This is a genomic window from Desulfosporosinus shakirovi, assembly GCF_020595055.1.
Lineage (GTDB): Bacteria > Bacillota > Desulfitobacteriia > Desulfitobacteriales > Desulfitobacteriaceae > Desulfosporosinus > Desulfosporosinus shakirovi.
This window is the reverse complement of the sequence record NZ_JAJDOO010000054.1, coordinates 1-23430: the sequence shown is the minus strand read 5'-3', so window position 1 is coordinate 23430 and position 23430 is coordinate 1. Positions and strand designations below refer to the sequence as shown.

Below are 23430 nucleotides of genomic sequence, written 5' to 3'. Positions count from 1 at the left end.
TTAACTCACTATACTTCTCTCGGAGGTCCATGACAACTATTCTAACTCAGGGGGATTATATCAGTAGCCAAAAATACCTCCCCCTAAAACAACTACCATAAATGCTCGGAAAAGGATGGAACTAAAGGAGACATAAGATATTTGATCAAGACTTTAGAGCATAATTCTATTTTGCTTATTTAAGATAAAATTCATCTGGATCAGAGCATTCATTAGAACGAGACTCTTTTGAAGGACCAAGTAGATAGAACTCATCGGGATCAGAATTCTCATCTGAAAAAGTCAATTTTGTCGGACCAATAGCATAAAATTCATCGGGATCAGAGGACTCATCTGTCGCAGTTTCTATAGTAGGACCAATTGCTTGAAATTCATCCGGGTCAGAGTTCTCAACAGCTTTTGTGAGATATGTTGGTCCCACCAAGCACTTATCAATTGCCCGAAGTTTTTTTTCGGGGTCAATAAAAGAAAGTTGAGTTTTACCATCATACAATAAGCTATTGTTTTGGTTATACTCATGTTCTTCAACATAATTTGCTAAATATGGTTCTCTCACAGTTTACCTCCCTAGTATTATTATTGAAACCTGATTACTATCCCTCGGATTTGTTTGGTCTACTTCTACAATCTTTGCATGAGAAATGTTATAAATTTCAAATAAGGAAAATACCTTTTGGTATAGGTCTAACTCTTTGCCCTTTAATGATGGGCTTTTAATTATGAGAATTTGTGAAATTTTATCTGTTATTAACCCTTCTCTTACTTTATCTAGCTGTTTCAGATTCGGAGAAGAAAAAACATCCTGGTTATCTAGGGAGAAATTTATAAGATGTGTACTTGCATTTTTGTTTATGCCTGGCAATACTTTGTTGGCATTATAAGCCAATAAATTGTAAATACAAATAAATAACACAAAATAAAAGATAACAATCTTAATATATTTTTCAATGTTTCTAACATAAGATACAAAAAGCCTTGCTTCATCTTTTATGGTATACCAGTCTAAATATAAAGAAGCCGCAAATTCATGCAAAGGATTTTGACTTTGTTTTAAATCTCCAAACGTAGATCTTATTATTATTTTAACTTTCAAAAATTCTAAGATATAAGCAAAAATATTTGCGAAATTATAAACAAAGATAAGAATAAATAGTGAGTAAAAAAACAGATGTTCTGTGATCTTATAGATTTTAATTAAATAAGGAATGGCAAATCCCACTGCCATTAGTGTTAGTGCATTATAGGCTACCATTTTATTAAAGCTGCCGTTTTTTATCGCTTCTTGATTTGCTATTTTATACTGTAAATCCGTTATATGTATATTGATATCTGAATCTTGTTTAGCAGCAATTGTTTTACGATAATTTTCGACCTTCTCTAATATTACTGATTCTTCTATTGAAAAATGCGTTAAATTAAGATATTTAAAAAATTTAAATCCATCATCCTTTTTAAACGTAAATAGATAAAAGCTGTGAACTCCTAAACTTAAGTTTAGTAAGGATATTCGAAATACTTTAGTTTCTCTAGTAATATCGCCGAAATTTTTGTCGTCAGTAACACTAAGTATTGGAAATAGTGATAGGAAGTAAATAAACCAAAAATATTTTTTATTCATTCTTACCCCACTAAGTATCTAATAATTGAATCTGAGATCTTCAGGTTTAGTTCTTGTTCTAACCAAGCCCACTGTCCATTAGCATTTAATTCTAGAAACACATATTGACCTTTGCTAACTATAAAATCAAATGCGGCATACTTAAGATTTAATAATCTCATTATTTGTAAACAAAGACTCTTAACATTATCAGGTAGAGAATCCTTAGAATAATGTATATTATCCTTCTTTGCTTTTCTCCAATCCACTTCTTCTGTTGTCTCTATCCTCACTGGAAAGAATTCATCATCAACTACTGTAACTCGTAATTCATAATCTTTTTTAATATATATCTGAAAATATGATGGAGCCAATTCTAGACCGTCAAATCCAAAAGTGGAATCTACATAGTTAGTTTGAATTATGCCTACTTTGTCTCCATATTGTAATTTACCTACTGATATTGGTTTAACAATAGTTTTTTTATCACTACAAAATATTTCTGCAGAATGATTTGAGTTCGTAATCAATGATAGTGGCATTTGAAAGCCAATTTTTTGGGCCAACTGTAACTGGACAATTTTATTGTCAGCTCTCTTGAGTATTGAAGGCTTAGACAAACAATTACCTTCGAATTGCTCCATAATACCCTCTATTAACGTCAAGATTTCCTTGTGCATGTAATTATGGTATTTGGGGTTGAATTGGTCTAGATGGGGTAATACGGGTTTTCTGAAATAGATGGATTCAATATCTTTATTTGTTATAAATTTGAAATTATCTCTAATAACCCATTCTGAATTATAAAAACTAATTTGATATTCATCGAGTCGGTCTGTGTTAAGTCTAAAAAAATTAAGATTCTTAAATTTATGGATTATATAATCAACAGTTAAATCGTAAGAACTTGTTATTACTAAAATTTGTTTCACAAATAATCTCCTATTTGACTTTTCTTCGAAATTAGTATCCCACTACAGAATTCAACATGTTCCTTGAATATTCCTGCTTATAATAACAAGAATATACGAAACAATTTGACTCTTTAAAACTATTAAAAGTCGATTATATTCTTCATTCCTGACATCTGGTCATTTAGTTACTGTACTGTCCTATCGAGTGACTCGATTCAGCTCCCCTTTACATATACTTTGGTCTTTAATAACTAAAAGACGTCTCCCATTCTTCCCAATATTTACACCTATCCACGGAACATACGTTTTGTTATTATTGGAACAGGTATTCTGCAAGCAGAGGTGAATAGAATGGGCAAGCGAATCATTTTTCATATAGATGTCAATAGCGCTTATCTCTCATGGGAAGCCACACATAGACTTCAACACGGCGATCCCTTGGACTTAAGGACTGTACCATCTGTCGTTGGTGGAAACGAACAAACGCGGCATGGAATTGTACTGACTAAGTCTATTCCAGCGAAGAAACATAACATACAAACAGGCGAAACCCTTTATTCGGCTCGTTCTAAATGTCCAGATCTGATTGTAGTGCCGCCCAATTATGGGCTTTACATGCAATGTAGTGCGGCGTTTGGGGATATCCTTCGTGAGTACTCACAAATGGTAGAGCAGTACTCCATAGATGAGTATTATGTGGATTTCACAAGCATGGAACGGCTCTATCCAGATCCGGTCGAAGCAGCGCACATTATTAAAGACCGGATTAAAAATGAACTTGGTTTTACGGTTAATATTGGAATCTCGACAAACAAGCTTTTAGCCAAAATGGGCTCTGAGCTTAGAAAGCCCGACCAGGTGCATACTCTTTTTCCCGAACAAATAGCAGATAAGATGTGGCCATTACCCGTAGGCGAGTTGTTTATGGTCGGGCGAGCTACCGAGAGAAAACTTCTCGGTCGAAATATTAAGACCATTGGTGATCTAGCTCATGCAGATCCGGCATGGCTGCAGCTCTTTTTAAAATCACACGGACTGCTGGTTTGGAATTATGCTAATGGCCGAGACATTTCGCTGGTCCGCATGGATCGTCATCTCGTCATTAAGGGCATGGGAAATTCCACGACAATCGCTTTTGATGCCGAAGATAAGAAGACCGCACATTTGGTCCTGCTATCATTGACTGAGACCGTAGCATCAAGATTGCGACAAGCTGGCTATTGTGCTCGGTTAGTATCTGTTTCCATAAAAACAAACGAATTTTATTATTCCTCACACCAACGAAAGGTCTTCTCGGCAATTGATTGCACTAACGCCATCCATACAATAGCTTGCGAATTGTTCGATGAGCTCTGGAAAGGTGATCCCATTAGACATCTTGGGGTTCGTGTTTCAGAGCTATGTCAGAATGATTTTCAGCAATTATCCCTTTTTGAACGGGATTATGTTAAGCAACGTGCTGTGGATCAGACTGTTGACTTAATCCGTGCAAGATTTGGGAATGGCTCAGTATTTAGATCATCTTTTATAAATAGTGGTGTAAGATTCAGTAGCGGAGGGACAATTGACGACGAAGTCTATCCCATGATGTCCAGCCAGTTATAAAAAAATATTCGATACCTTCAAAAGGTACCGGCATATCAACTTGCAAATTCAAGGAAGGAGGGCAATCTTAAGAGACCAGCCTTAGTTAAAGTTCGATACTTAACTTTGCATTTCAAGGAATCATCAGGGAAGTAAATATAATCGCCTGTTTCTTTAACTGGGACCATCTTTGCCAAATTAAAAACGATCCCACGAGCTTCAGCAGGCACACCCAACTCCATCACCCCAGCCGATCTGCCATCAGGGAACCTAAGAAGCCATCCGAACTCTGATTTTCTAAAGCCAGCAATTGACACTGTGTCGTACTTGTAATTGATTACCTTCAACCAATTCTGAGAACGCTTCCCAATTTCGTATTTCGAATCTTTCCGTTTAAGGACAATTCCCTCAAGGTCTTGCGACTTAACTAAATCATATAAGACCTTACCATTCCCCTTAACTGAAAGAGTTTTTGCAATCCTTGGTAAATCTTCAGGTATGATTTCAGTAAGCAGTTCCTTCCGATCCGCAAGAGGAAGATGGCTTACTTTCTTTCCTTTATGATAAATCACATCGAACGCACAGAACGTCACTGGCTTGTTTTTAGATATTATGGGTATTCTCCTTGAATTTCTAATGTGAAAGCGACTCATCAATGTTTCAAAGTCAGGCTTACCATTTTCGTCGGATACAATAATTTCACCATCGAGAATCGTGCCTTTGGGTACCTGATTGGTAGCAAGCTCGAGAAAGCGTTCCGTTACTTCATTCCCGTGTCTTGTATAAAATTTAGTTGTATCTATCGATGAATATAGGAAGCGAATCCCATCCAGTTTCAATTCACTCAGCCATTCATCGTCATCAAAAGGGTCCTCAACCTTGTGTAGTAGCATTGGACTGATAAACATAAAACCCACCTCTACTATAAGTCTAACATGGGAAATGCTTACAGTCAGGTGGGAACTAATGGGTTTATTTACTTTAGGAGCTGTGTACTGTCGTTTTCGAAGTGTGCTAGAATTTGATGGGGCCAATTAGAATCTCTAAAAGAGATAGACAAAGGTAAATTCATAGCCCCCTTTGTCTATCTTCTTTCTGGAACTATCGTCATAATATCTACTACATTCGATACCGTAACTGTTTCAATTTTCTATTATTTATTGAAAGGGTTTTTGGTTTTACTACCACCTAATACATCCTTTGCAAACGGATTTCCTGCTGTCCGCTGTCTTGCTCCTTTATGAAATGGGTTCATAACCGTTACTTCAGTTGGCGTGAATTGGGTTCTTTTAGCATCAGCAGCATTAATTTTTTCTACCTCTACCTGCAATAATTGAGACAGCTCTTGCGCTCGTCCTAGTAATCCCATTCCACTAACAATAGTATACACTAATAACTCGTTTTGCCCGACTTGTGCATGACCAACGTAAGTTCCAAGGAGAGGAAGCACTTTTTTCTATGAGTGAGCAAGAAATCAATCATCTGATAAGATATTCCTATCCATGGTGGTTTTGGGGCAACAATAAGCTTCTTAGATCATTGGCTAAAAGGATTTTTAGCCTTATTACCACCCACTACCTCCTTTGCAAACGGATTCGCTGATGTTTTTGCTCTGCCTCCTTTTTGGAACGGATTTTTCAGACTCACCTCCGTTGATGTAAACTGCGTTCTTTTAGTTTCTGCTTCATTGATACGATCCACTTCATCCTGTAATAACTTTGATAGCTCCTGAGCACGTCCCGGCAGTCCCATACCACTAACAATTGTATAAACTAGTAAATTTTTTTGCCCCCTTATCTGTGCATGTCCAATATAGTTTCCAATCAAAGATGGCATCTGGTGTTTTAGCTCATCATTTACGGTTTTTTCCATCGTAACCCCGAACTCCATATTTTCAGGCATGAGTAGCTGTATGCCAGCAAAACGAGCTTCAGATAAATTATTGTAATTGGACAAATATCCGTGATGCAAAATGTCGTCAATTTCTAGTGCCATTGTTTCATTGAGTGCTGAATCCGGTAGCCCTATTTCAGCTTTTCCAAAAGTAACACAACCCCCGCTAGACAAAATCTTCGTCAGCTCTGCACCATCAAACGTTGTTGGAGATGGCAAGCCGGTGGTCGCATTCATTTCATTGATGATCCTTACTATTTCATGGTTGCTATCCACTTTCCAATCCATGTCTACGCCTAATGAATTGGCTCTCTTTATATATCGATCAAAAAGTAAGTTATTATCTACAATAATTGCTGATGAAATAGCTCCGTTAAAGATAAGCTCTTGGAATGTCCCCAAGAAATCCACAGCATTTTTCTTTTCCTCGACTGAATCAAAATCCCTAGGTAAGGTAATCATGGTCGATACCGGGAATCCCCGTTCCGCCAAAGCTTCACATACTACTTGAAGTGTTCCTGTCCCTGTTCCTCCCCCGATCCCCGCAGCAACAATAATATGATCAACGCCTTCAAAAACTCGTTTAACGCGAGCTAAAATATCCTCCAACACCCCTGCTTGAGTTATTGCTCCGTATCCTAACTCAGGTTGACGCATAGCTCCCAGTCTATAATTAGGCAGTTCAATTTGCTGACTTTCGGGAATATGTTTTAAGGCTTGGAGATCCGCCACACAAGTATTAATGGCTAGTACTGGATAAGTTGCTGCCTCTTTTCCCGGAAGGCGGCATACAGCAAACTCATCAGCAATTTTCCCTCCAGCTTGACCAAGTCCGATAATACCTAATTTGATACTGACTGTTGAATTAAGGACAAAGGATTCTTGAGCTTGGAAACTAACCCTTAATGACTCCTCAGTTAATGGAACCGTTGTGGCTTCTAATTTGGAATCCGATTTAACCGTCATTTCAATCTCCTCATGTTTAGTTCTTAAAATATCTTCATTATGTTCCATAAAATCATCCTCCGTTTCTTCTGTACACTCCAATAAATCAATATCAGTTGAAACCTGATCTTTACTGTATGAAGACTGTAAAAATGGCGGCCTAGTTCTAAAAATGCTCATAAACCTTTTCCTCCCTTATATTTGATTGCCCTCAATAAGTTCAAGCATTTTAATTCCATTAGAAGCTAAATGGTACATATTAAATCCGTTAGTTGCATTATCACAATCAATAAGACCTACAGCCTCCAATCGTTCAATCGCAATATTACCTACATATGGTTTAAGACCAGCTTTTGTTATCAACGTTGATTTAAGGAAGGGAGTCGGATAATAATGTTTAAGAACCATAAGAATTTCCCCCGAAGTTTCACTGACTCTATTCTTCAGCTCCGCTAACACTTCTTTGCTAAAAGCCTCCATTTTCTCACCTCCTGCTTTTCCCCTTCATCTCTTATAAGGCTTTTTCCTACAAGAGAGCGTACCCGTAAGTGTATACACGGGTACGCTCTCTTGTTTAAGCACTAACAAACTAATAAGTCCACTCACAAATGAGCAAGTCACTATAAGATGAAGTGAACTTACTAGTATACTGATGAGTACACTAGTAAGTTCACTAGCAGGTACACTAATAAGCAGAGCAACTCCCAACTCACATCTATACTGAGTGCGCAGACAATGACTAGATGTCTCTTCAAAAAACTAAGAAACTGGAATCGTTTAAATATACTTCCAACCCATTAAAAATCATATAAATTCCAACTATCCCTTTCGTAAATATGCGTTTAAGCTTGTCATTACTCCCAGTTAATCGTCTAAGCGCTTTTTATTTCATGGTAATCCTCCAGCAAAGGAATAATACAATGCCAGCAATGCATATTTATACTTACAAAAAGGATATTTATGCATCTTTATAACAAGCTAAACTACGTAGTTTTTTAATTGTCCTCAAAAAACAACTTTAGCCACAAAATAATAATTCTCTAGGGATTTATACTTTTGAGGACAATTAAAAAAATGTCCTCAAACCGTTGTTACAGGCTAAACATAGCCAGGACAATTAGCAGTCTAATTGTCCTCTCATATCTTAACTGTTCTAGGTTGAGTTCCAGGCTATTTATCGTTGATCGAATCCGTATAATTATGCATAGAAAAGCGTGATTCAGGAAAAATCCTTTCGACCTGTTCTATTGAAACAAAGATTTGACGCGGCGCTTTAGGACCTTTATATGGCGATATTATTTTCCCGGCCTCGAAGAACTGCATAAGGCTTTGAGCAACATCGGTCCCAACATTTAAAAGAGTCTTTAGATAGTCACGTCGCGGTGCCTGATCTCTAACCACGATTCTCACTGAATATCCGTAGAGTATTGCCCATGCATCGTTACTCATATTAAGCGTTTTTGGTTTAGAGGGAATGCCTAAGTTTACCATATTTCCTCGTTTGCCCTCCACAATATAGATCTCAGGGATAATTGTAACGTCAGGTATCCCAACCATAGTCTCTTTGTCTGAATCTAGTTTTTCCGGAAAATTTATTACCCTCTTAGAGGGTTCCTGATTGTTTTTGCTAGACTGTTGCGTAAACAACTGTCTATCTTTGAGACTTTCTCCTGGATTTTCTATCGTTTTAGCTTTGACTCTGTTTTTACTCCAGAAAGCAACGACTCGTTCAATCTCTTCGTCGGTTACCAAGGGACCTTGTGCGCGGATGGGTTCAGGATCCGTGGGGCCGAGTAACAATAGGTCCCCCATACCTGTTAAGGATTCCGCCCCCGGACGGTCTAAAATAACCTGTGAGTCAATTAACGACGAGACCTTGTAGGCTAAACGGCCCGGCATATTGGCCTTAATTAATCCTGTAACAACGTTCGCCGTCGGACGTTGAGTTGCTAATATGAGGTGTATGCCAGCAGCTCGGGCCTTCTGTCCCAACCGAACGACCGCTATTTCTAAATCCTTTCCTTCAGATTTTGCACCCATCATCAGGTCCGCATACTCATCAATAATTCCCACAATATAAGGGAATCTTTCTTCAGCTTTAACTTTACTGTTGTATTCTACAATATTACGAGCCTTTTTTGATCTGAATAAGCTATATCTATTCTCCATCTCGTTAACCATCAAATCCAATAAGGGCCTTGCGTCTTTTGCCTCTGTGGCAATGGGGGCCATCAAATGAGGAAGGTCTTCGTAGACTGTTAACTCCACGGCTTTTGGATCTACCATGATGAGTTTTAATCGATCTGGCTTAGACACCACAAGTAAGGAAACTATCATAGCATTAAGCCCCACGCTTTTACCTTGATTAGTAGCACCAGCTATCAACAAATGAGGCAATTTAGTCAAATCAGCAATTAGTGGCTTTCCATGCAGTGTCATACCAATACAAATAGGGATAGCTGCTTTACTTTCTCTAAACTCCGGACTAGCGACCATCTCCTGAATGGTAACGAGTCCTCGCTGGCGATTAGGTACCTCAACCCCTACACAACCTGGCATCCCCGAAACGGCAGTGATCCGAATACTGCCGGCGATCCCCAGCTCTGCCGCCACATTTTCACCTTCTCGTGCCAATGATGTAATTTTCACACCGGATGGTGTTTTAAAGATAACTTGAGTGATAGTCGGTCCAAAAATACTCTCTTGATACCTAAATTTAGATTGTCCACTTGAATCGACACCTAAGTTTAGACGATTAAAAGCGTCAATAATTAACTTGGCCATATCATCTTTTTGAGCTTTTTTAGGTTTTGGATTTTGAAAGATCGAAAGGAACGGAAGACCTTCACCCAGGGGATTTAAATCTAAAGGTTCAACAGGTTTTAATGATTGAACTGCCACTAGTTTTTTTCCGGTTTGAGCTTGGGGCGGTAACGTTCGTTCATTCGATCCAACCTTCACTGTAATCACTTCTTGACCATTTCGTTCACAGAAAAATACATGGTTGGCTGGGACCCCGAAAGCCACAGAAAGTGTACCATCTTCGACCCGTTGACGAATGGCAGAACGCAGCGAAGGATCGACGCCGAAATAGTAGACGGGAACGAAATGGACTTCATTATCAGTGGCTGAGTATCGAACGTTAAAATCGATCGTTTGAACCAAGGGAACGGGTTGTGAAGGGTTTAGTTTAAGAGCACGATACCCAGGCAACTTATTTTTCTCGACCATAATATGCGCTCCTGATCGTTCTAGGGTTTGGCTGAGTATAGCCTTTCGTTGCTTGCCCCATTTAAACCAGTAACTTTCAAGCTCTCGGTTATGCGTTGAATCAGTGGTTCTATTCAGATTTTCTATGAATCGGCCTAATGAGCCCTTAATTACTATGAAGGGAGTACCATTAAGAGTAAACAATCCGACAAAAGCTGCCGTGAGAGTGTCTAAAATACGGCCAAAGAGTAAAAACAAATAGACCGGAAACTCAGTAATATTAATTCGCCCCTGTTTGGATGACTCTTTAATAAAATCTAGCAGGATAAAGGTCAAAATAGCTATCTTAATCATTTGTTCAATCGTAAATGTTGTCAAACTAATTCCCTCCCAGACCCACTAAAATTTTATAGATATTTATGATCAAGGTCTGTAGAAATAGAAGGATAGGTTGAACGATAGGTGCTACTGGAGCAAAAAGTTTATCCCAATAGCGAAGGAGAAAGGGCTGTAACGGAGGAAACAACCTAAATAACAAAGCACCGATATTAAGCCAGATTAAAACGATCACAAGTACATTCCAGATGTCTCGGATTTTATGTTTCATCGATAACAGAAGCATCCCGATTCCTAGCGCATAAATGATAGGCATACTCACAGACCTCCTCTCTATTCGTCTTGAATGCTTATGTTACCAAAGGACCAGGACTTATAGGTTCCATTGATTGGAACGCTAACAACCACCTTTTGCGGTTTATCCGTCTTAACGACCGTGAAATGTAGCTGCAGAGTATTTTGTGAAGCCGTTGCTTTCACGAACGAAAAAAACAAATAGTTTTGTTTAAGGAGTTCGTTCCAACCACTATTACAGGCCTGAGCAATTGGTTCTGGCAGAGAAACTGGGGGAGGGATTAATCTTGAAGGTGGAGCATCCCACCTTAATACAACGTCTTGCCAGTCGCTTTCGTCACTTTTCGTCAGCATAGCGACCATCCAAGCACCAGGCTTTGTAATATCTCCTTTTAAAGAAGGATCCCAAAGATTATCTGATACAGAGGTCTTCCAAGCATCCGATTTACGAATATAGTCAGGATCCCAAAACGATGTGACAGCAAAGTGTGCATCCTCCATGGTTAACAAGCTACAATCTGCCGGCGTTACGTAAGGATTTCCCAGACGCCGTACCTTTTGGACAAGATCCCGTATTGTTTCTTGATCAATTGCTTGAAGATGTTCGAAGGTATCTGGACTAAAAGCTGACGACTGTTGCTCTGTAGGGGGATAACTTTGCTGAGGTGCTTGTCCCGCAACGTCTGCAGGAACCACTGACGCGCCGCCTCTTTTAGGGCTGTTAAAGTACCCGCTAATAGCGGCTCCAGCAATTATAACCATAAGAATAAGGGGTATCCATTTTTTCCTCATTCGGCATCACCTCCGTTTCCGTTTAAAGGGACGAGATAAATGTTGGGTCTTGAAGAAATCGTTTGAAACCAAAATTTCACACCTTTCCACCAGTTTGGATCTTCAGCATAAGAGCCTGCGGGGTTACGAGAATTATTTAACCAATGGATCGGATCTTCACCTGCGGGCATTGTGTGGCTTAACTTTGTAGCGACTGTTCTAGCTGCAACTTCGCAGGATTTATCAAAACCCGGAGAATACGCCATCCAACTCCCAAAGACATTAAATGGATTTCGACCAACCTGCGCTGCATCTGAATTTTTCTCTGGATTGAACGATTGTTCTTGTCCCGTGATAGCCACTAGAAGCAAGGGGTTTATTCCAAACCTTCTGGCGTTAGCGATAAAGGAGTCTACATTACGCACAAGATAACTTCCTCTGCTTTTGAGGAAAGCTCGAAGCTCGTCCGGATTGACCTCGTGATACTGCAAATCAATAGGAGGTATAGCCCCTCCACCCGTAAATCCTCCCTCACCTCCACCGCCGGTGTCAACCCCACCTTGATCTTGGTAAAATCGCTCTGGTCCACTGCCCGCGAGAGCAAAAATAGGGAGGAACGTCATAAAAAGCAGGCTAGTAAAGAGTAAGCCGATCACTATAAGCCACTTTAGTTTTTTAAGCATCCGTTTTCTCCTCCTATTTATATAGAAGAAAATTACCCACAAAAAAACCGACTGGACAAACCTAGTCGGTTTTAATATAAATAGATTCTCTGAGTCGCTATATTTTTCTATCTAAACCTCGAGAATAATTACTGTTGGCCTAAAGATTGGAATTTATACTTTGCTTATGAATGAACAAGCATGCTTGGTTTAAAAGGATGAATATAACCCAACCCAAAAATAGAATCAATGGCAATGCCAGAAAATCGTTGCATATAAAGAACTCTCCCTTGAAATCACCTAATGACTCATTTAGTAGGAAATGGCGTTTAGTAAAAATACTTGAACACTGCATAAATACTTATTAAAACCCCAACAACCGCAATCAACCCAGCTTTTTCACCGATAGACTCCTTAATCATTATTTAATCGTCCTTTCTAAATTACTGAGTTTTTACAAAAGTCTCGGCTAGCACTGTAAAACGTCATTTACGTTATCATTTTTATAATCAATCCTGATTAATGTGTCTTAAATTTTTACCTTTGTGTCACTTCGCTTTACTTCACCGTAATGGGTATAACCTGGGCTTTCCCAAGAGATACCCTTGTCCAAAGTGACAGCCTGTCTTCTTAGCAGCTTGCAGTTGCTCTTTTGTTTCGATACCCTCTGCAATCACCTGTGAACCGGATCGCCAGGCATAATCTACCATTGCCGCAAACAGATTATTACGGTCTTTAAAATTAGTTGCTTGAGTAAGCACTTTATCCAGCTTAAGAAACTCCGGCTGCAACTGTAGAAGCGCCTCGAATGTGGAGTGGCCTGTCCCAAGATCATCTAAGGCCAAAGGAAAACCCATTTCCCGCAGTCGGTAAGCACCCCGAAAATTGATGCTTTGAGCCTCGGTAATTTCAAGCACCACCTTCCGTTGACCAAAAATACTCCACAGCTTGGGATTTGTGACAGCCGGATGAACATTTATAAATAAGAGTCCGGGAACCAAGTCCCGGATGCGTTGAATTTCTTTGACAACTAACGATTCTAGGGAATCCACATCATGGTGTTTTTCGGCCAGAGCAAAGATGAACTCCGGGGAGAAATTATGCCAACGCGCCAAGGCCTCATACCCGATGATACTGGAGTTCTGTAGATTAACGATGGGTTGTAGCGCTATCGCCGTTGGGATAATACCCTCTAAAATCTGGTGATATGGCTCATTCAACAGCATGGGTCTTGAAATATTGACCTCCTCCTCTAAATTAAATTTTAGGCTAAAACATTTTAATTGATTTATTTTTTCCCAAAAATCCCTAGGAAACGTGCAAACGGCGAACACGGTTGCTCATCAACATCTGTATAATCCTTGTTAAGATAGTTAAAGCCAAATAGCTGCAAATGAAGTACACATATCCCCAATCAAAGGCCAAAGAGCCTAGCCCCATGATCAGGAATAAAAATAATATCAACGAGAGAATTTCGACATATGAACGTCGTCGGTTGTTGTAACGTTTAGAGACATAAAACGGAATAGCCAACAGGTTTCCAAGAAGAATCCAATTAAAAAGAAAAACTGAAGAAACTGCTTGATAATCGGCTTCCTGTAATAGCTGAATTAGACTTTGCAGGCCTGGTATAGCTAGTCGTAAAGCTATTACCAAGAAAGCCAGGTCATATAACCCATAGATAATTCTAAAAGAGTTTGTTTTTAGAGAACTACGAAGAGCTAATAAAGTAGCATAAATAGTTTTGACTATTTTACCGTTTAGAGTAGATTGAGTTAATTTCATGAAGGAAATCACTCCTTTTTATTTCTTGAGCCAAACCATCAATATCTCAATCTGATAAACCTTTCGTCCTATAGAGTTCTAATTCCATCTGAGACAAGTGAAACGTTGCTTGTTCCCAAGGGCGATCGGCAACCTTAAGCATAAACGTATAGTGCCCAAAGCTATCTTGGATGGCATTAATCACCGGCTCCGGAACGGCCTTACTTTCTTTAAGCAGGGCTAGTTCAGTGTCCTCAATCCAAAAAATCATTTTGATATAACTGTTACTCCAGATCGATTGTGCCGGCGCCTGATCACCGAGATACACGGATGCTCGGTTTGTCCCAGTTACAACAAGCCCATTCTGATGACGGATTGAGGTCGCCACAGTATTTAGGAATTTAACCACTTCGGCATTACGAATAGAACGCTGTAATTCATCAAGAAAAAGAACTGTGAAACGATCTCCTTTGAGCTTATCTCGTTTGACACTCGCCCAAACCGTATCCAGTGCCAAGGTCATCTTGACCAAACTGGCCCTTGGATCTTCCCCCTCTTCTTCCGGGTTGGACAATCGGATCACAATCATTTGAGAGTCCAAATTAAGAGGTTCACTTTTTCCAAACAGGTGACGCTGGGAGCCTTCAAAATATCGGTGGATACGAGTTCGTAAATCCTGGGCTTCCGGAGTGTGTATAGCACAGAGTGCCTGATACCAATCCGTAATCTTAAGCGATTTCACATACCATGTATCAGGTTTTTCTCGGTCAATACCGTTGGTCTCCAGTACCTTAGCAATCGCTTGATCGCAGGGAACTAAATGATACTCCTGATTCGTATCGGCAAGAATGGCGATCGTCCGGGTCACTCTAGCAATCATTGCATCGACAGGATTTCCATCAAGCTCGGATACCTGGGGATAAATCATCATGGGTTCGATATAGGTTCCAATCTCCGACCGCTGATCGAGATATGCACCGCCGATCCTTTTACACCAGGCATAATACTCTCCGTTCATGTCAAAGTAGATGACACGCAATCCGTGTTCTAAAAAACTCTGTCCTAGGCATTTTAGGGCAGCTGATTTACCGCTGCCGGTCGTGCCTAAAAGCGAGATGTTTTTACCACCTTGCCCATTCAAAAGGTCCAATAAAATGGAGCTTAGATTTCGAGTACTATTGCCGAAGTAAATACCTTTTCCATCAGTTATCGTGCCATTGACATAAAGATTGAGATACGATAAAGGGTCGCTGGTGACATATCTCCCAGGATAATCTTTGTACAGCACTTCCGGAGTAAGTCCAAGCGAGAGCCCCGCCTGAAAGCCTTCGACCTGCTCAAAGTAAAGGTTGTTCACTTTGGCCTTATCCTCGGCTAAAAGGTTCTTTATGTCCCTTACATTGCTTTTTAACGCCTGTATCGAGCTTCCCCAAGTCGTGATAAACATCCAGATTTCAAAGGGCAGATTATCCGTATACTCAACCTCATTCAACATCTTGGAAAGAGATTCATGGGCTTTAACAATCTCTGAATCAGGGATTTGACGATTCCGCACCGAGTCTTGAATATCATGATTCAAGCGATTTAGCTTATGTTCATTCGCCTTACTGACCATACTCTTAACAATGGGATGAATCTCCACTTTGCAACGTACGGGCGGTATTGAGGCCAGCTTTCTGAAGTGGCCAAAACAAACGTTTTTCGGATAGCGCTTAATCAGCAAGGTAGAGGTAAACACGACTCCTTCTTCCGTACCCAGTTTTAGATGCATAGTGGATGAAGTTTCATCTAATTGTTTTGCGACTCTCGCTGCATCCCGCAACATTTGGGCTTCTAACGCATTTTTTACCGTTACATAGGGATTAACCGGCAGAGGTATTAAGCGAAATAGGTGTTCTTTGACTTCTTTGGGTAAGGGTAGCTTATGAACGATCCCTGTAACATCCCAACTTTTTGTTAAAAGATTTAGAGGGTTTGGAATCCACTTAGTAAGGCTTTTAACGATCGTCACAATATCCCAACTCATAAGACCGACACCTCGCGTTCTATAATGAGTTGACGAAAGAGTTCCCATGGTTTGCTGGGAAGCGATAGGCCAAAGCCATCGCTGTAATAGCTATCAAAGGGAATCATGATCCCGATCAACATCCCAAGTTGAGCACTAAGCAGCCCTGGCGACAAACCTGATGGGATCGCCTTGTTAATCGCCAGCATCATCTTGTCCCTAGGAAGATTTTCTGTCTGTTGCAGTGATACCCCTAAAGTATTTTGTTGATTATCTGTAACATAAACTACGTTCTGTGCAGCTTTGATGACATCCAAACAGTCTTCGGTGTATAGGCCAAGATCGACGGTCACCCGATCGAACCTTTCGGCCATGGACACTATCTCCGTCACCCGTCGTTCTCCTGAAACCGATAATGTCATGAAATGCTCCGGCCATTTCATCGGCTGCTCCCCTCGTCCAAGATTAATGAGTAGCCCTTGTGGTGGTGTAAGGTTAACAGAAACTGTGGTTACGCCGACATAGCGCTTAGTACTAAAAACAACCACGACATTTTTGGGTAGTTTAATGGGTTTTATAAATGGGAGAACCTTCTGTTGTGCTTTGTCCGGACTTAGGCAGTCTCCACTTGTTTTTTTCGCAAAGGGATTCACCGTTTTCTTTACAAAGGGGTTCTTTGTTTGTAAGGTAAACGGAACACTTGGAGAATGACTAGTCAAGGTAAGAGGCGTTCTCTGTTCAAGAGATTGATCTTTATTAAGATCTTGAATCACACAAAGATCATCGTAGTCGTTTATCTGCTTATCGGAGGTCATTTTCAGATGATCGATCAAGAGATCCTCTTCGAACGTTGGAGGTTCCTTATCATCGCTGTTTTTTTCGTCGGCGTCAAACAGTTCCTCAGCAAGAATTTGTGAGTTTACTTTCTTCCCCCTCGTCCAGGGAGCGACTTCTTGCTGAATGATCCAAGCCAAATCTTCTTCTCCCATCGGAGTAAGATGGAGTTTGGCACTGCTCATATTGTTGATAAACGTTCCAGCTGTGTGAGAAAAAGTGGTCAACGCCTGTTCTTTACGTTCAAAGTCGGTGGCTCCATTCTCTTCACGCATAAGGTGAGTGATACTGGCATCGATGCGCAGCAGTAACCGGCTCGTTATCGCTGCGTGCTTAGCCAGAGCTTCGTACTCGTCCATGCGGTTTTGAGTCAGCTCTCTCCCTCCCGGCAAGACATTTCTCAGAGCCTGCTCTCGTCGGTCAGCCCAAACGTCTTCATCATATTCTCGATCGGCATCCTCTATCCAATTTAGGCGTAGGCTATTAGCTGAAGCCACGGCGAGGGCATCTTTAAGTCCCTTTTGTATAAGTGCAATCGTCGCGGAGGATTCATAATCGATGGGATCAGAACTCACTTGGCATAGCAAGGAGATCCATCCGTTATCCCACTCAATCAATACTTTATCCATACAATCATTGAGCCTGTCGACCCGAATAAGGTCTTGGAGGCATGTTAGTTCGTTACCCGCATTTTCATCTGGTTGACTCTGAATGAGCTTTGGACGCTGCCGATAACGTTTATAGATCCCGAAAAATCGAGGGATGTTAAGCGCTATACTCCCTGAAACTGCCACAAAGATAACGACGGATAGCCCTATTCGCCAAGGAATGTCGGGAAAGGGGAACCAGAGAATGTAACAAGCAAGGGCCAGTCCCAAGGGAACAAGGACCTTTAACAGTTTGCCGAGGGGAATTCCCCAAAAGGTCTTAATGTCTAAGCGCATATCATCCGGAAAGATCATGACCTATTGTCCTCCTTCTTCGCTTCTTCAGTCGGTCTGTCCTTTTGATCCTTCTTCGGTTTCCATCGTCCCATATTGAGGCCGTTTTCGGGCCGACGAGTATGCTGGTGCGTTATTCCATAAGCATCTACGGTTACGAATTCCTTTTCATTTTCCCAGTAAGGTCTTCGTTGAGGTAAGTTCTGAGTCACCAAATATTTGGCAATCTTCTCGTTCACAATATCTACGGCCAGCTGGTTGTCAAGCGTATGAACAGCAATCCCCTTTTCTTCAAGCTGCTCCTTGAGTTCATCCGCCATGGGTCCGTTATATTTAAAGAATGTTCCCCCACCCGGTGTAGCAACTTGGTTAAAATAGCCGTGGGCTTCTTCTGAGATCATTCGGCGTTCAACCTTATCTAAGTGAGCGTCCATCGTATACTCTGAAGAATCATTAGGCATGGACGGTGGCTTAGTAAAAGCCCCTTTGAAGGTCGTCTTGAAGCCTTTGACGCCAGAACTGGACACAGGCCTATCATTTGATGCTGATTGTTCTCGACCAAAAGTTTTCTCGGTCATTCTTGAAAACATATCATTATGTCGTAGAGTTCGGCTGGCTTGGACTTTAATCTCTTCCCCATCGTCAGAGAGGACATCCCCCGCCGTTTTCGCCTTATACCCCATGGCAGCAAGGCGGGAATTCCCTGTCATTGCTCCTAGAATACTTGCAGCTTTCCCGCCCATTTGAAGGGACGACCCAACATTCGACGTTACATTACCTTTAACAGTTTGTATCGGCTGCGAAAGCATGCCAAGGATCTCTGTCAAAATAAACTTACCCCAGAACATCCATAAGACAACGATCGTGATCATGACAACAACAGCTTGGCAAATAATTTGTAAGATGGTATCGGATTGGCTTGCATAAACATATCCCTGTATACCCCAACTAAGAGTCATCGCAATGGTAACGATGAGCGTACGAACTAAGCCGTTGATATAACTCATAAAGGGTGTAAAGTTCGAACCTAAAGCTGTCATGGCAACAAAAATTGGAGAACAGACGACCAAGAGCATCCAAACCGCATAGACCAACATTTGTACCAGTTCTAAAGCAAGCATGATTAATCCACCAATAATAACGGCAATAATGGCAGATACCGCGTCCTGGTTCGCCATGATCGCTTTGGCTAGATCTGGAACTATAAACTGAGCCGTTGAGTGGAGCGCATCAGGGGCTAACCAATTCTCCTGGACCATCCAGTGGAGTAAGGCATACGTGATGTGATTGCGGGCATAGACCATCAAGTTTGTTGCCCAAATTGTGCTAAAAAGCCAAGTCATCAAGCCAAACAATACGATAATGTCTCCAGGCGTTCGCTGGCCCTTCATGATCTGCCCTGCCATGCGCATCATCGCATAAAGCATCAGGGACAGGGACAAAACGACGAGTATCTGCCACCAGACAAACTGCGGGTCTGCACTAGTGATATAGGGATATTGGGCCGTATTCTGCTCTGACCAAGCGAGTGTAGGACTTATGAAATCACTTAAGCTCTCTTTAATCCAGTTGTTGATGAGATCTCCCGGATCAAAGTTCTGAAAGAAATCAACGACTGACATCACGGAGGTCTTGACCTCCTTGACACCCGTCAAAATTGTATCCAAGATACCGGTATCTTCGTCACCGCCTGTTGTTGTCGCAGCCGTTGTAGGAGGGGGTGTCGGCGTCACGTTATCCGATAGCTCAGTGGCCCATACCAGGCCACCGAAACTATTCAGAAAAATTATAAGCACAATTAGAAGGATACCAACTCGTTTCATAGAGAACCTCCTACTTTTGACTGGAAAACGAATCGTTAATAGGGACAAGGATCGCTCGAAGCAGATCATACCAAGCACCTGAAAGGACTAGAAGTACAATAACAAACCCCCCCACTACAGGAATAAATGCTTTGTAGCCAACTTCTCCTTTCATAAGCTGCTTGGACTTTTCTAAAAGATGACGAATACCTTGAAAAAATAGATAGAGACCATATAAACCCAATCCGTAATTTAACAACGGTAAAATACCTGTGACCAGATCACCCTTAATAACAGCTCCCCAGTTGACCCTAAAGGGATTCTCAGAAGGAAGCGCCCCACCCGGGGTTTCATCTGCAGCAAAAACACAAGTTGCATTGATCAGGGTCATGGACAAGGCCGATAAACCCCACGCTAAGTTACGTTGAATCTTTTTAAGTTTTAACAACAAGTATTCCTCCTTCAAATTAAGGTTGGACGCACTACGGTTAAAATGACCATTAACCAGAGCGCATTTCTGAAGATAACGATCTCCATTCGGTCTTCAGTTGAAAAAGTTAAAGGGTATGGCAAAATTCGCGAAAAACTGAACATCCAAGGCAATGGCCAGAGTAGTTGATCACCTTCAGGATTAAGTGGGTCGATAAGAACATGACTGAAATATCCTGCGACCGCCGCATTGATCAAGACCTCCGGCACCATAGGCCAAAGCCAACGCAGATAGAGGCTAAACAGTATGGTGGCAACGATTGAATGAGTAAAATGCCGATGATTAAGCGCCATTCCTGCTGTACTTCCTAACGGAAGCCGTTGGTTCAAAAACGAACTGGGATGGTCAATATCCGGTATAATGCCTGCCACAGCCCCCAAAGCGATTCCGATGGGCCAATAGATTGGTGGTGCGTGGGATGCGCCTAAGACAATTTCAGCAGCGAGCATTCCAGCAGCGGCATGAGTCGGTCCCATCACGTTGCAGTTACCTCCTTACTGCTTCTAAGAAACTTTCCTACAAAAGGGATAATTCGTGCCTTTTCACTAAACCATATTTCAGGGATATACCCAAAGTTTGTCTGCCATTCTTCGAGTTTGCCGCACCCTATACAGGTCCGAGTACAAATTTCTCCGAGAATACGGACAGTACCCAAGAGTGGTATGTCAGTTTTTGGGCTCAGCACTGTCCTTCGCGAAATCGGTCCGTCGACAAGTTGATTGCACAGAACACATTGGTTCTCTGCAACAGTTGATGTATCCTGGATATCCTTGTAGCTCACACATGAAAAATTCTTTACTCCTACAACTTCTGCTATAAGATCCAGTTGCTCCAGGGCTGTTTCCGTTTGTTTGCCAGCCTCCCATTCTGTCGAGGCTAAAATATATACTTTCCCTCGCCAAGCACCGCGTCGGCACTTTACTTCCCAAAAGTTTATCAAAGATGCCCCTTCTTTCGCCCATTCTTTTATGTCATGCAAACGAATTGCAATTGCCAGAACTAATTAACTTAGATATTTAGATATATTCATCTACCCTTATCGGCTCAGCGGATCAATTGTTAGTAATATGGCTTCCGATAAATCTTCCTTGTAGATAACTATTTCGCCATTACAATCCCTGCCAATAATCTTCTCGCCAAGAAGAATGTTGCCGCTAAGCTTTGATACTGTCGGTATTAGTCGGCCCGTATCAATGCCGTGCTCATAACAGTAATTGTATACCTCACGACTTCTGACCCAATCGATGCCACAATCACACAAGATAATCACCTCTCAAGCTCTTTTTTGTCCTCACACCATTAAATCCGGATAGTATACTTTTTTTAATTCCAGGTCTGTCCAGGTGCAAAAAATGTCGGTAAAGCAACTAATGAACGAACGGGGTAAATCCCAGTGTACTGAGCCCCCATTACTGATGGGGTTGTCCAAGTCACACGCAAATCCACATACACGCTACGCCCCGGAATTACTCCTTTGATACCATCGGGTGCCTGATCGCCAGCGTCATCGTCGGTAAAAAGCATAAATTTGTTCACAACCACACTTCCGGTGGCAATTTGGAGTTTTTCAGTATATAACTGAATGACTTTCGCCTGAAGCGCATCCTGCTCCATGTCTATAGCCTGAGGTAAGGGGAAATTTATCGCTGCTGTAATGGAATCCTTAAGCAAAGATTCCATATGAGCTTGAACACCCGATCGTTGTGTGGACAGAATCTTGATAGAAATAGTAGCCAATGTCAGAGCGAGTAGAAAAATTAACAAACCAAACGTTAATAGGTTTATGGGGACAGCGCCCCTTTCGTTATCTTTCATTTCTAATCACTTTCCATGGTGGTTATGGTGGCGTTATCCTTTGATAAAACGGCCATTAGCCGCTCCTTCGTTGGCATACCTTCCGTTATATTGGGTGTTGCTGTATCTTTATCAAGAGTAACCAAAGAAGGTACTGACTTAACATACGCCTGAGGATGTCCTGCTTGTATAACAACAGTACCTGCAATTTTGTACGCGGAAATAAACTCTTTTGTCTCCTTAATGGCCTCTTGCACGTCCGATGTTGCAAAGAAGGTAGCGACATAGATGATTGGCTTTTGGGCTTTTAGATCAGTCACGATTTCTTGTATCTCCGGAAGATCTTTTTGGCAGTGGGAACAGTTCACCGAGAAAAATTCCAAAGGTGTAACACCAGCATTAAGATATACGCTGCGTCCATCTAATGTGTATACCGGAATAAGACTATAGTCCTGCTTTGGCGGTATTTCTAAGGATTTGCTTGCTAAACTACGTCCACATCCTGTTAATAATAGGGCAATGATAAATAGAACTAATCCAACATGTCCTGGTTTTTTCATGGTAGACCCTCCTTTATTCTCCTTGTAGTGATTGTTCTGGCAACTCCGATGGCGGTAGCTGAACAGGGTACGGTTGTTTTTGACTAGTTTCATTACCCCAAGGGGATATACTCAAGGCAACTTTGCCGGCACTCATAATCTGATCACGTTCTTGGATTGAATTTGCGGCAATCGTCACCGATGCTGGTGTGTACACGGCTGAAGGTGTCATTGAGAGCCCGCCTGCTGCGTTAGCTGTGGGTATACTTTCTATTTTTTGTCCACCCGCATTAAAGACCGCAACGATCCGTTTGCCTCGAAACAAGGTACTTAATTGGCTGGGTTGTCCATTCGTTTGTTTGCTGGTGGATACTAATATGTCGACATAGTCTCCGGGCATGGCTCCTCCTGAGCTAATTAAATCTACCGGGATTCTCACTCCTATTTCCCCAACATACAGGCCATCTCGCATTGGTTTTTCCGCAATATCTGTCTTAAGCAGTGGGTGCCCTGGGGTAAGTTCTGTCGCTGCAATTTTTCCAATCGTTTCCGTTGAGTCTGTCATGGCATCGATCGCAAATTTCTGGGGCATCGTCTCCGTCCGTATATCTGAGGCAGTGATTGGCCGACCTGGTTTAACCGTGTTAACCATCATCACCATCTCAACGTTTGGACCGCCCACAGCAAGTGCCGTTCTGAAAATGAAGTACGTTGCTATGCATGCTCCAGCAATTGAAATGACCCCTCCCTTTAAGGGTGACAGTTTTTTCATAATCTCGTCTCCTCCTCTTGATTCATTAGGTCTTCAATCTTTAAAAGGGAGATACCCACAAAAAACCCCCTTTCCCAGATTGGAATGGGGGTTAACTGATCAGTTATGAAAATCTAAAACGTAAAAAGAAATACTAACAAAATCTTTTAGTCACCCTCAGTTATTGTATTAACTCGTTTTGTTCTCCATCTAGCCATTTTACGCACAGCTTTTGCCAGTTCGTCTTGAGATAGTGTCAATAAATGTTCGCAAAAACCATCCGAATTCCTAAAGGCAGATCAGC

The 23430-nt window shown here is 41.4% G+C and carries 24 protein-coding genes; 1 reads left to right on the top strand and 23 read right to left on the bottom strand.

Annotation, left to right across the window (positions count from 1 at the left end; genetic code table 11):
* Positions 1-175: 175 nt before the first annotated feature.
* Genes LJE72_RS24375 through LJE72_RS26110 form a run of 3 tightly spaced genes read right to left on the bottom strand, consistent with a single transcriptional unit; the run spans position 176 to position 2529 of the window.
* On the bottom strand, positions 176-556 hold the full coding sequence (locus LJE72_RS24375) for a hypothetical protein (protein ID WP_229250614.1): 381 nt from the start codon (positions 554-556) through the stop codon (positions 176-178).
* 3 nt (positions 557-559) lie between these two features.
* Positions 560-1618, bottom strand: coding sequence for a hypothetical protein (locus LJE72_RS24370; RefSeq protein WP_229250613.1), 1059 nt, complete (start codon positions 1616-1618; stop codon positions 560-562).
* Positions 1619-1620: 2 nt separating this feature from the next.
* Complete coding sequence (locus tag LJE72_RS26110) at positions 1621-2529, bottom strand: MvdC/MvdD family ATP grasp protein (protein ID WP_229250612.1); 909 nt, start codon at positions 2527-2529, stop codon at positions 1621-1623.
* Between the two features lie 333 nt (positions 2530-2862).
* On the opposite strand from LJE72_RS26110, the gene LJE72_RS24360 reads away from it, so the two are divergent.
* Positions 2863-4116 (top strand): DNA polymerase Y family protein, encoded by a 1254-nt coding sequence (locus tag LJE72_RS24360; RefSeq protein ID WP_229250611.1) that lies wholly within the window; start codon positions 2863-2865, stop codon positions 4114-4116.
* A gap of 35 nt (positions 4117-4151) precedes the next feature.
* Here the strand turns inward: LJE72_RS24360 and LJE72_RS24355 are convergent, their stop codons facing one another.
* From LJE72_RS24355 to LJE72_RS24260, 20 genes are all read right to left on the bottom strand, one after another.
* Entirely contained in the window at positions 4152-5003 is an 852-nt protein-coding gene (locus tag LJE72_RS24355) for an ATP-dependent DNA ligase (protein WP_229250610.1), read from the bottom strand.
* Between the two features lie 245 nt (positions 5004-5248).
* Positions 5249-5485, bottom strand: a complete 237-nt coding sequence (locus LJE72_RS24350) for a hypothetical protein (protein WP_229250609.1) — start codon at positions 5483-5485, stop codon at positions 5249-5251.
* Positions 5486-5631: 146 nt separating this feature from the next.
* Complete coding sequence (locus tag LJE72_RS24345; protein WP_229250608.1) at positions 5632-7113, bottom strand: FtsZ/tubulin family protein; 1482 nt, start codon at positions 7111-7113, stop codon at positions 5632-5634.
* Between the two features lie 15 nt (positions 7114-7128).
* On the bottom strand, positions 7129-7413 hold the full coding sequence (locus LJE72_RS24340; RefSeq protein ID WP_229250607.1) for a hypothetical protein: 285 nt from the start codon (positions 7411-7413) through the stop codon (positions 7129-7131).
* Between the two features lie 690 nt (positions 7414-8103).
* The gene (locus LJE72_RS24335) at positions 8104-10521 is read right to left on the bottom strand and encodes a DNA translocase FtsK (protein ID WP_229250605.1); all 2418 of its coding nucleotides are present in this window, start codon (positions 10519-10521) and stop codon (positions 8104-8106) included.
* A gap of 1 nt (position 10522) precedes the next feature.
* Positions 10523-10795 carry a hypothetical protein gene (locus LJE72_RS24330; RefSeq protein WP_229250604.1) on the bottom strand — a complete coding sequence of 91 codons (273 nt, stop codon included), beginning with the start codon at positions 10793-10795 and terminating at the stop codon, positions 10523-10525.
* 17 nt (positions 10796-10812) lie between these two features.
* Positions 10813-11565 (bottom strand): hypothetical protein, encoded by a 753-nt coding sequence (locus LJE72_RS24325; RefSeq protein WP_229250602.1) that lies wholly within the window; start codon positions 11563-11565, stop codon positions 10813-10815.
* Positions 11562-12227: a hypothetical protein gene (locus LJE72_RS24320; RefSeq protein WP_229250601.1), complete on the bottom strand. Its 666-nt coding sequence runs from the start codon at positions 12225-12227 to the stop codon at positions 11562-11564. Before LJE72_RS24320 ends, LJE72_RS24325 begins: the two co-directional genes overlap by 4 nt.
* Positions 12228-12769: 542 nt before the next feature.
* Positions 12770-13426 (bottom strand): EAL domain-containing protein, encoded by a 657-nt coding sequence (locus tag LJE72_RS24315; protein ID WP_229250599.1) that lies wholly within the window; start codon positions 13424-13426, stop codon positions 12770-12772.
* An 88-nt stretch (positions 13427-13514) separates the two neighbouring features.
* On the bottom strand, positions 13515-13991 hold the full coding sequence (locus LJE72_RS24310) for a hypothetical protein (RefSeq protein WP_229250598.1): 477 nt from the start codon (positions 13989-13991) through the stop codon (positions 13515-13517).
* A 46-nt stretch (positions 13992-14037) separates the two neighbouring features.
* On the bottom strand, positions 14038-15996 hold the full coding sequence (locus LJE72_RS24305; RefSeq protein WP_229250596.1) for a VirB4 family type IV secretion system protein: 1959 nt from the start codon (positions 15994-15996) through the stop codon (positions 14038-14040).
* The gene (locus LJE72_RS24300; RefSeq protein WP_229250594.1) at positions 15993-17771 is read right to left on the bottom strand and encodes a hypothetical protein; all 1779 of its coding nucleotides are present in this window, start codon (positions 17769-17771) and stop codon (positions 15993-15995) included. The genes LJE72_RS24305 and LJE72_RS24300 overlap by 4 nt, the downstream gene beginning before the upstream one ends.
* On the bottom strand, positions 17768-19573 hold the full coding sequence (locus tag LJE72_RS24295; RefSeq protein WP_229250592.1) for a hypothetical protein: 1806 nt from the start codon (positions 19571-19573) through the stop codon (positions 17768-17770). The genes LJE72_RS24300 and LJE72_RS24295 overlap by 4 nt, the downstream gene beginning before the upstream one ends.
* Positions 19574-19583: 10 nt before the next feature.
* Positions 19584-20000 (bottom strand): hypothetical protein, encoded by a 417-nt coding sequence (locus LJE72_RS24290; RefSeq protein ID WP_229250590.1) that lies wholly within the window; start codon positions 19998-20000, stop codon positions 19584-19586.
* A gap of 14 nt (positions 20001-20014) precedes the next feature.
* A complete protein-coding gene (locus LJE72_RS24285; protein WP_229250616.1) occupies positions 20015-20518 on the bottom strand; it encodes a metal-dependent hydrolase in 504 nt (167 codons plus the stop codon).
* A complete protein-coding gene (locus LJE72_RS24280; protein WP_229250588.1) occupies positions 20518-20982 on the bottom strand; it encodes a hypothetical protein in 465 nt (154 codons plus the stop codon). Before LJE72_RS24280 ends, LJE72_RS24285 begins: the two co-directional genes overlap by 1 nt.
* Positions 20983-21078: 96 nt before the next feature.
* Positions 21079-21312, bottom strand: coding sequence for a hypothetical protein (locus tag LJE72_RS24275; protein ID WP_229250586.1), 234 nt, complete (start codon positions 21310-21312; stop codon positions 21079-21081).
* A 53-nt stretch (positions 21313-21365) separates the two neighbouring features.
* Positions 21366-21722 (bottom strand): hypothetical protein, encoded by a 357-nt coding sequence (locus LJE72_RS24270; RefSeq protein ID WP_229250585.1) that lies wholly within the window; start codon positions 21720-21722, stop codon positions 21366-21368.
* A 137-nt stretch (positions 21723-21859) separates the two neighbouring features.
* Positions 21860-22396, bottom strand: coding sequence for a TlpA family protein disulfide reductase (locus tag LJE72_RS24265; protein ID WP_229250583.1), 537 nt, complete (start codon positions 22394-22396; stop codon positions 21860-21862).
* 13 nt (positions 22397-22409) lie between these two features.
* Entirely contained in the window at positions 22410-23147 is a 738-nt protein-coding gene (locus LJE72_RS24260) for an SAF domain-containing protein (RefSeq protein ID WP_229250582.1), read from the bottom strand.
* Positions 23148-23430: the final 283 nt, after the last annotated feature.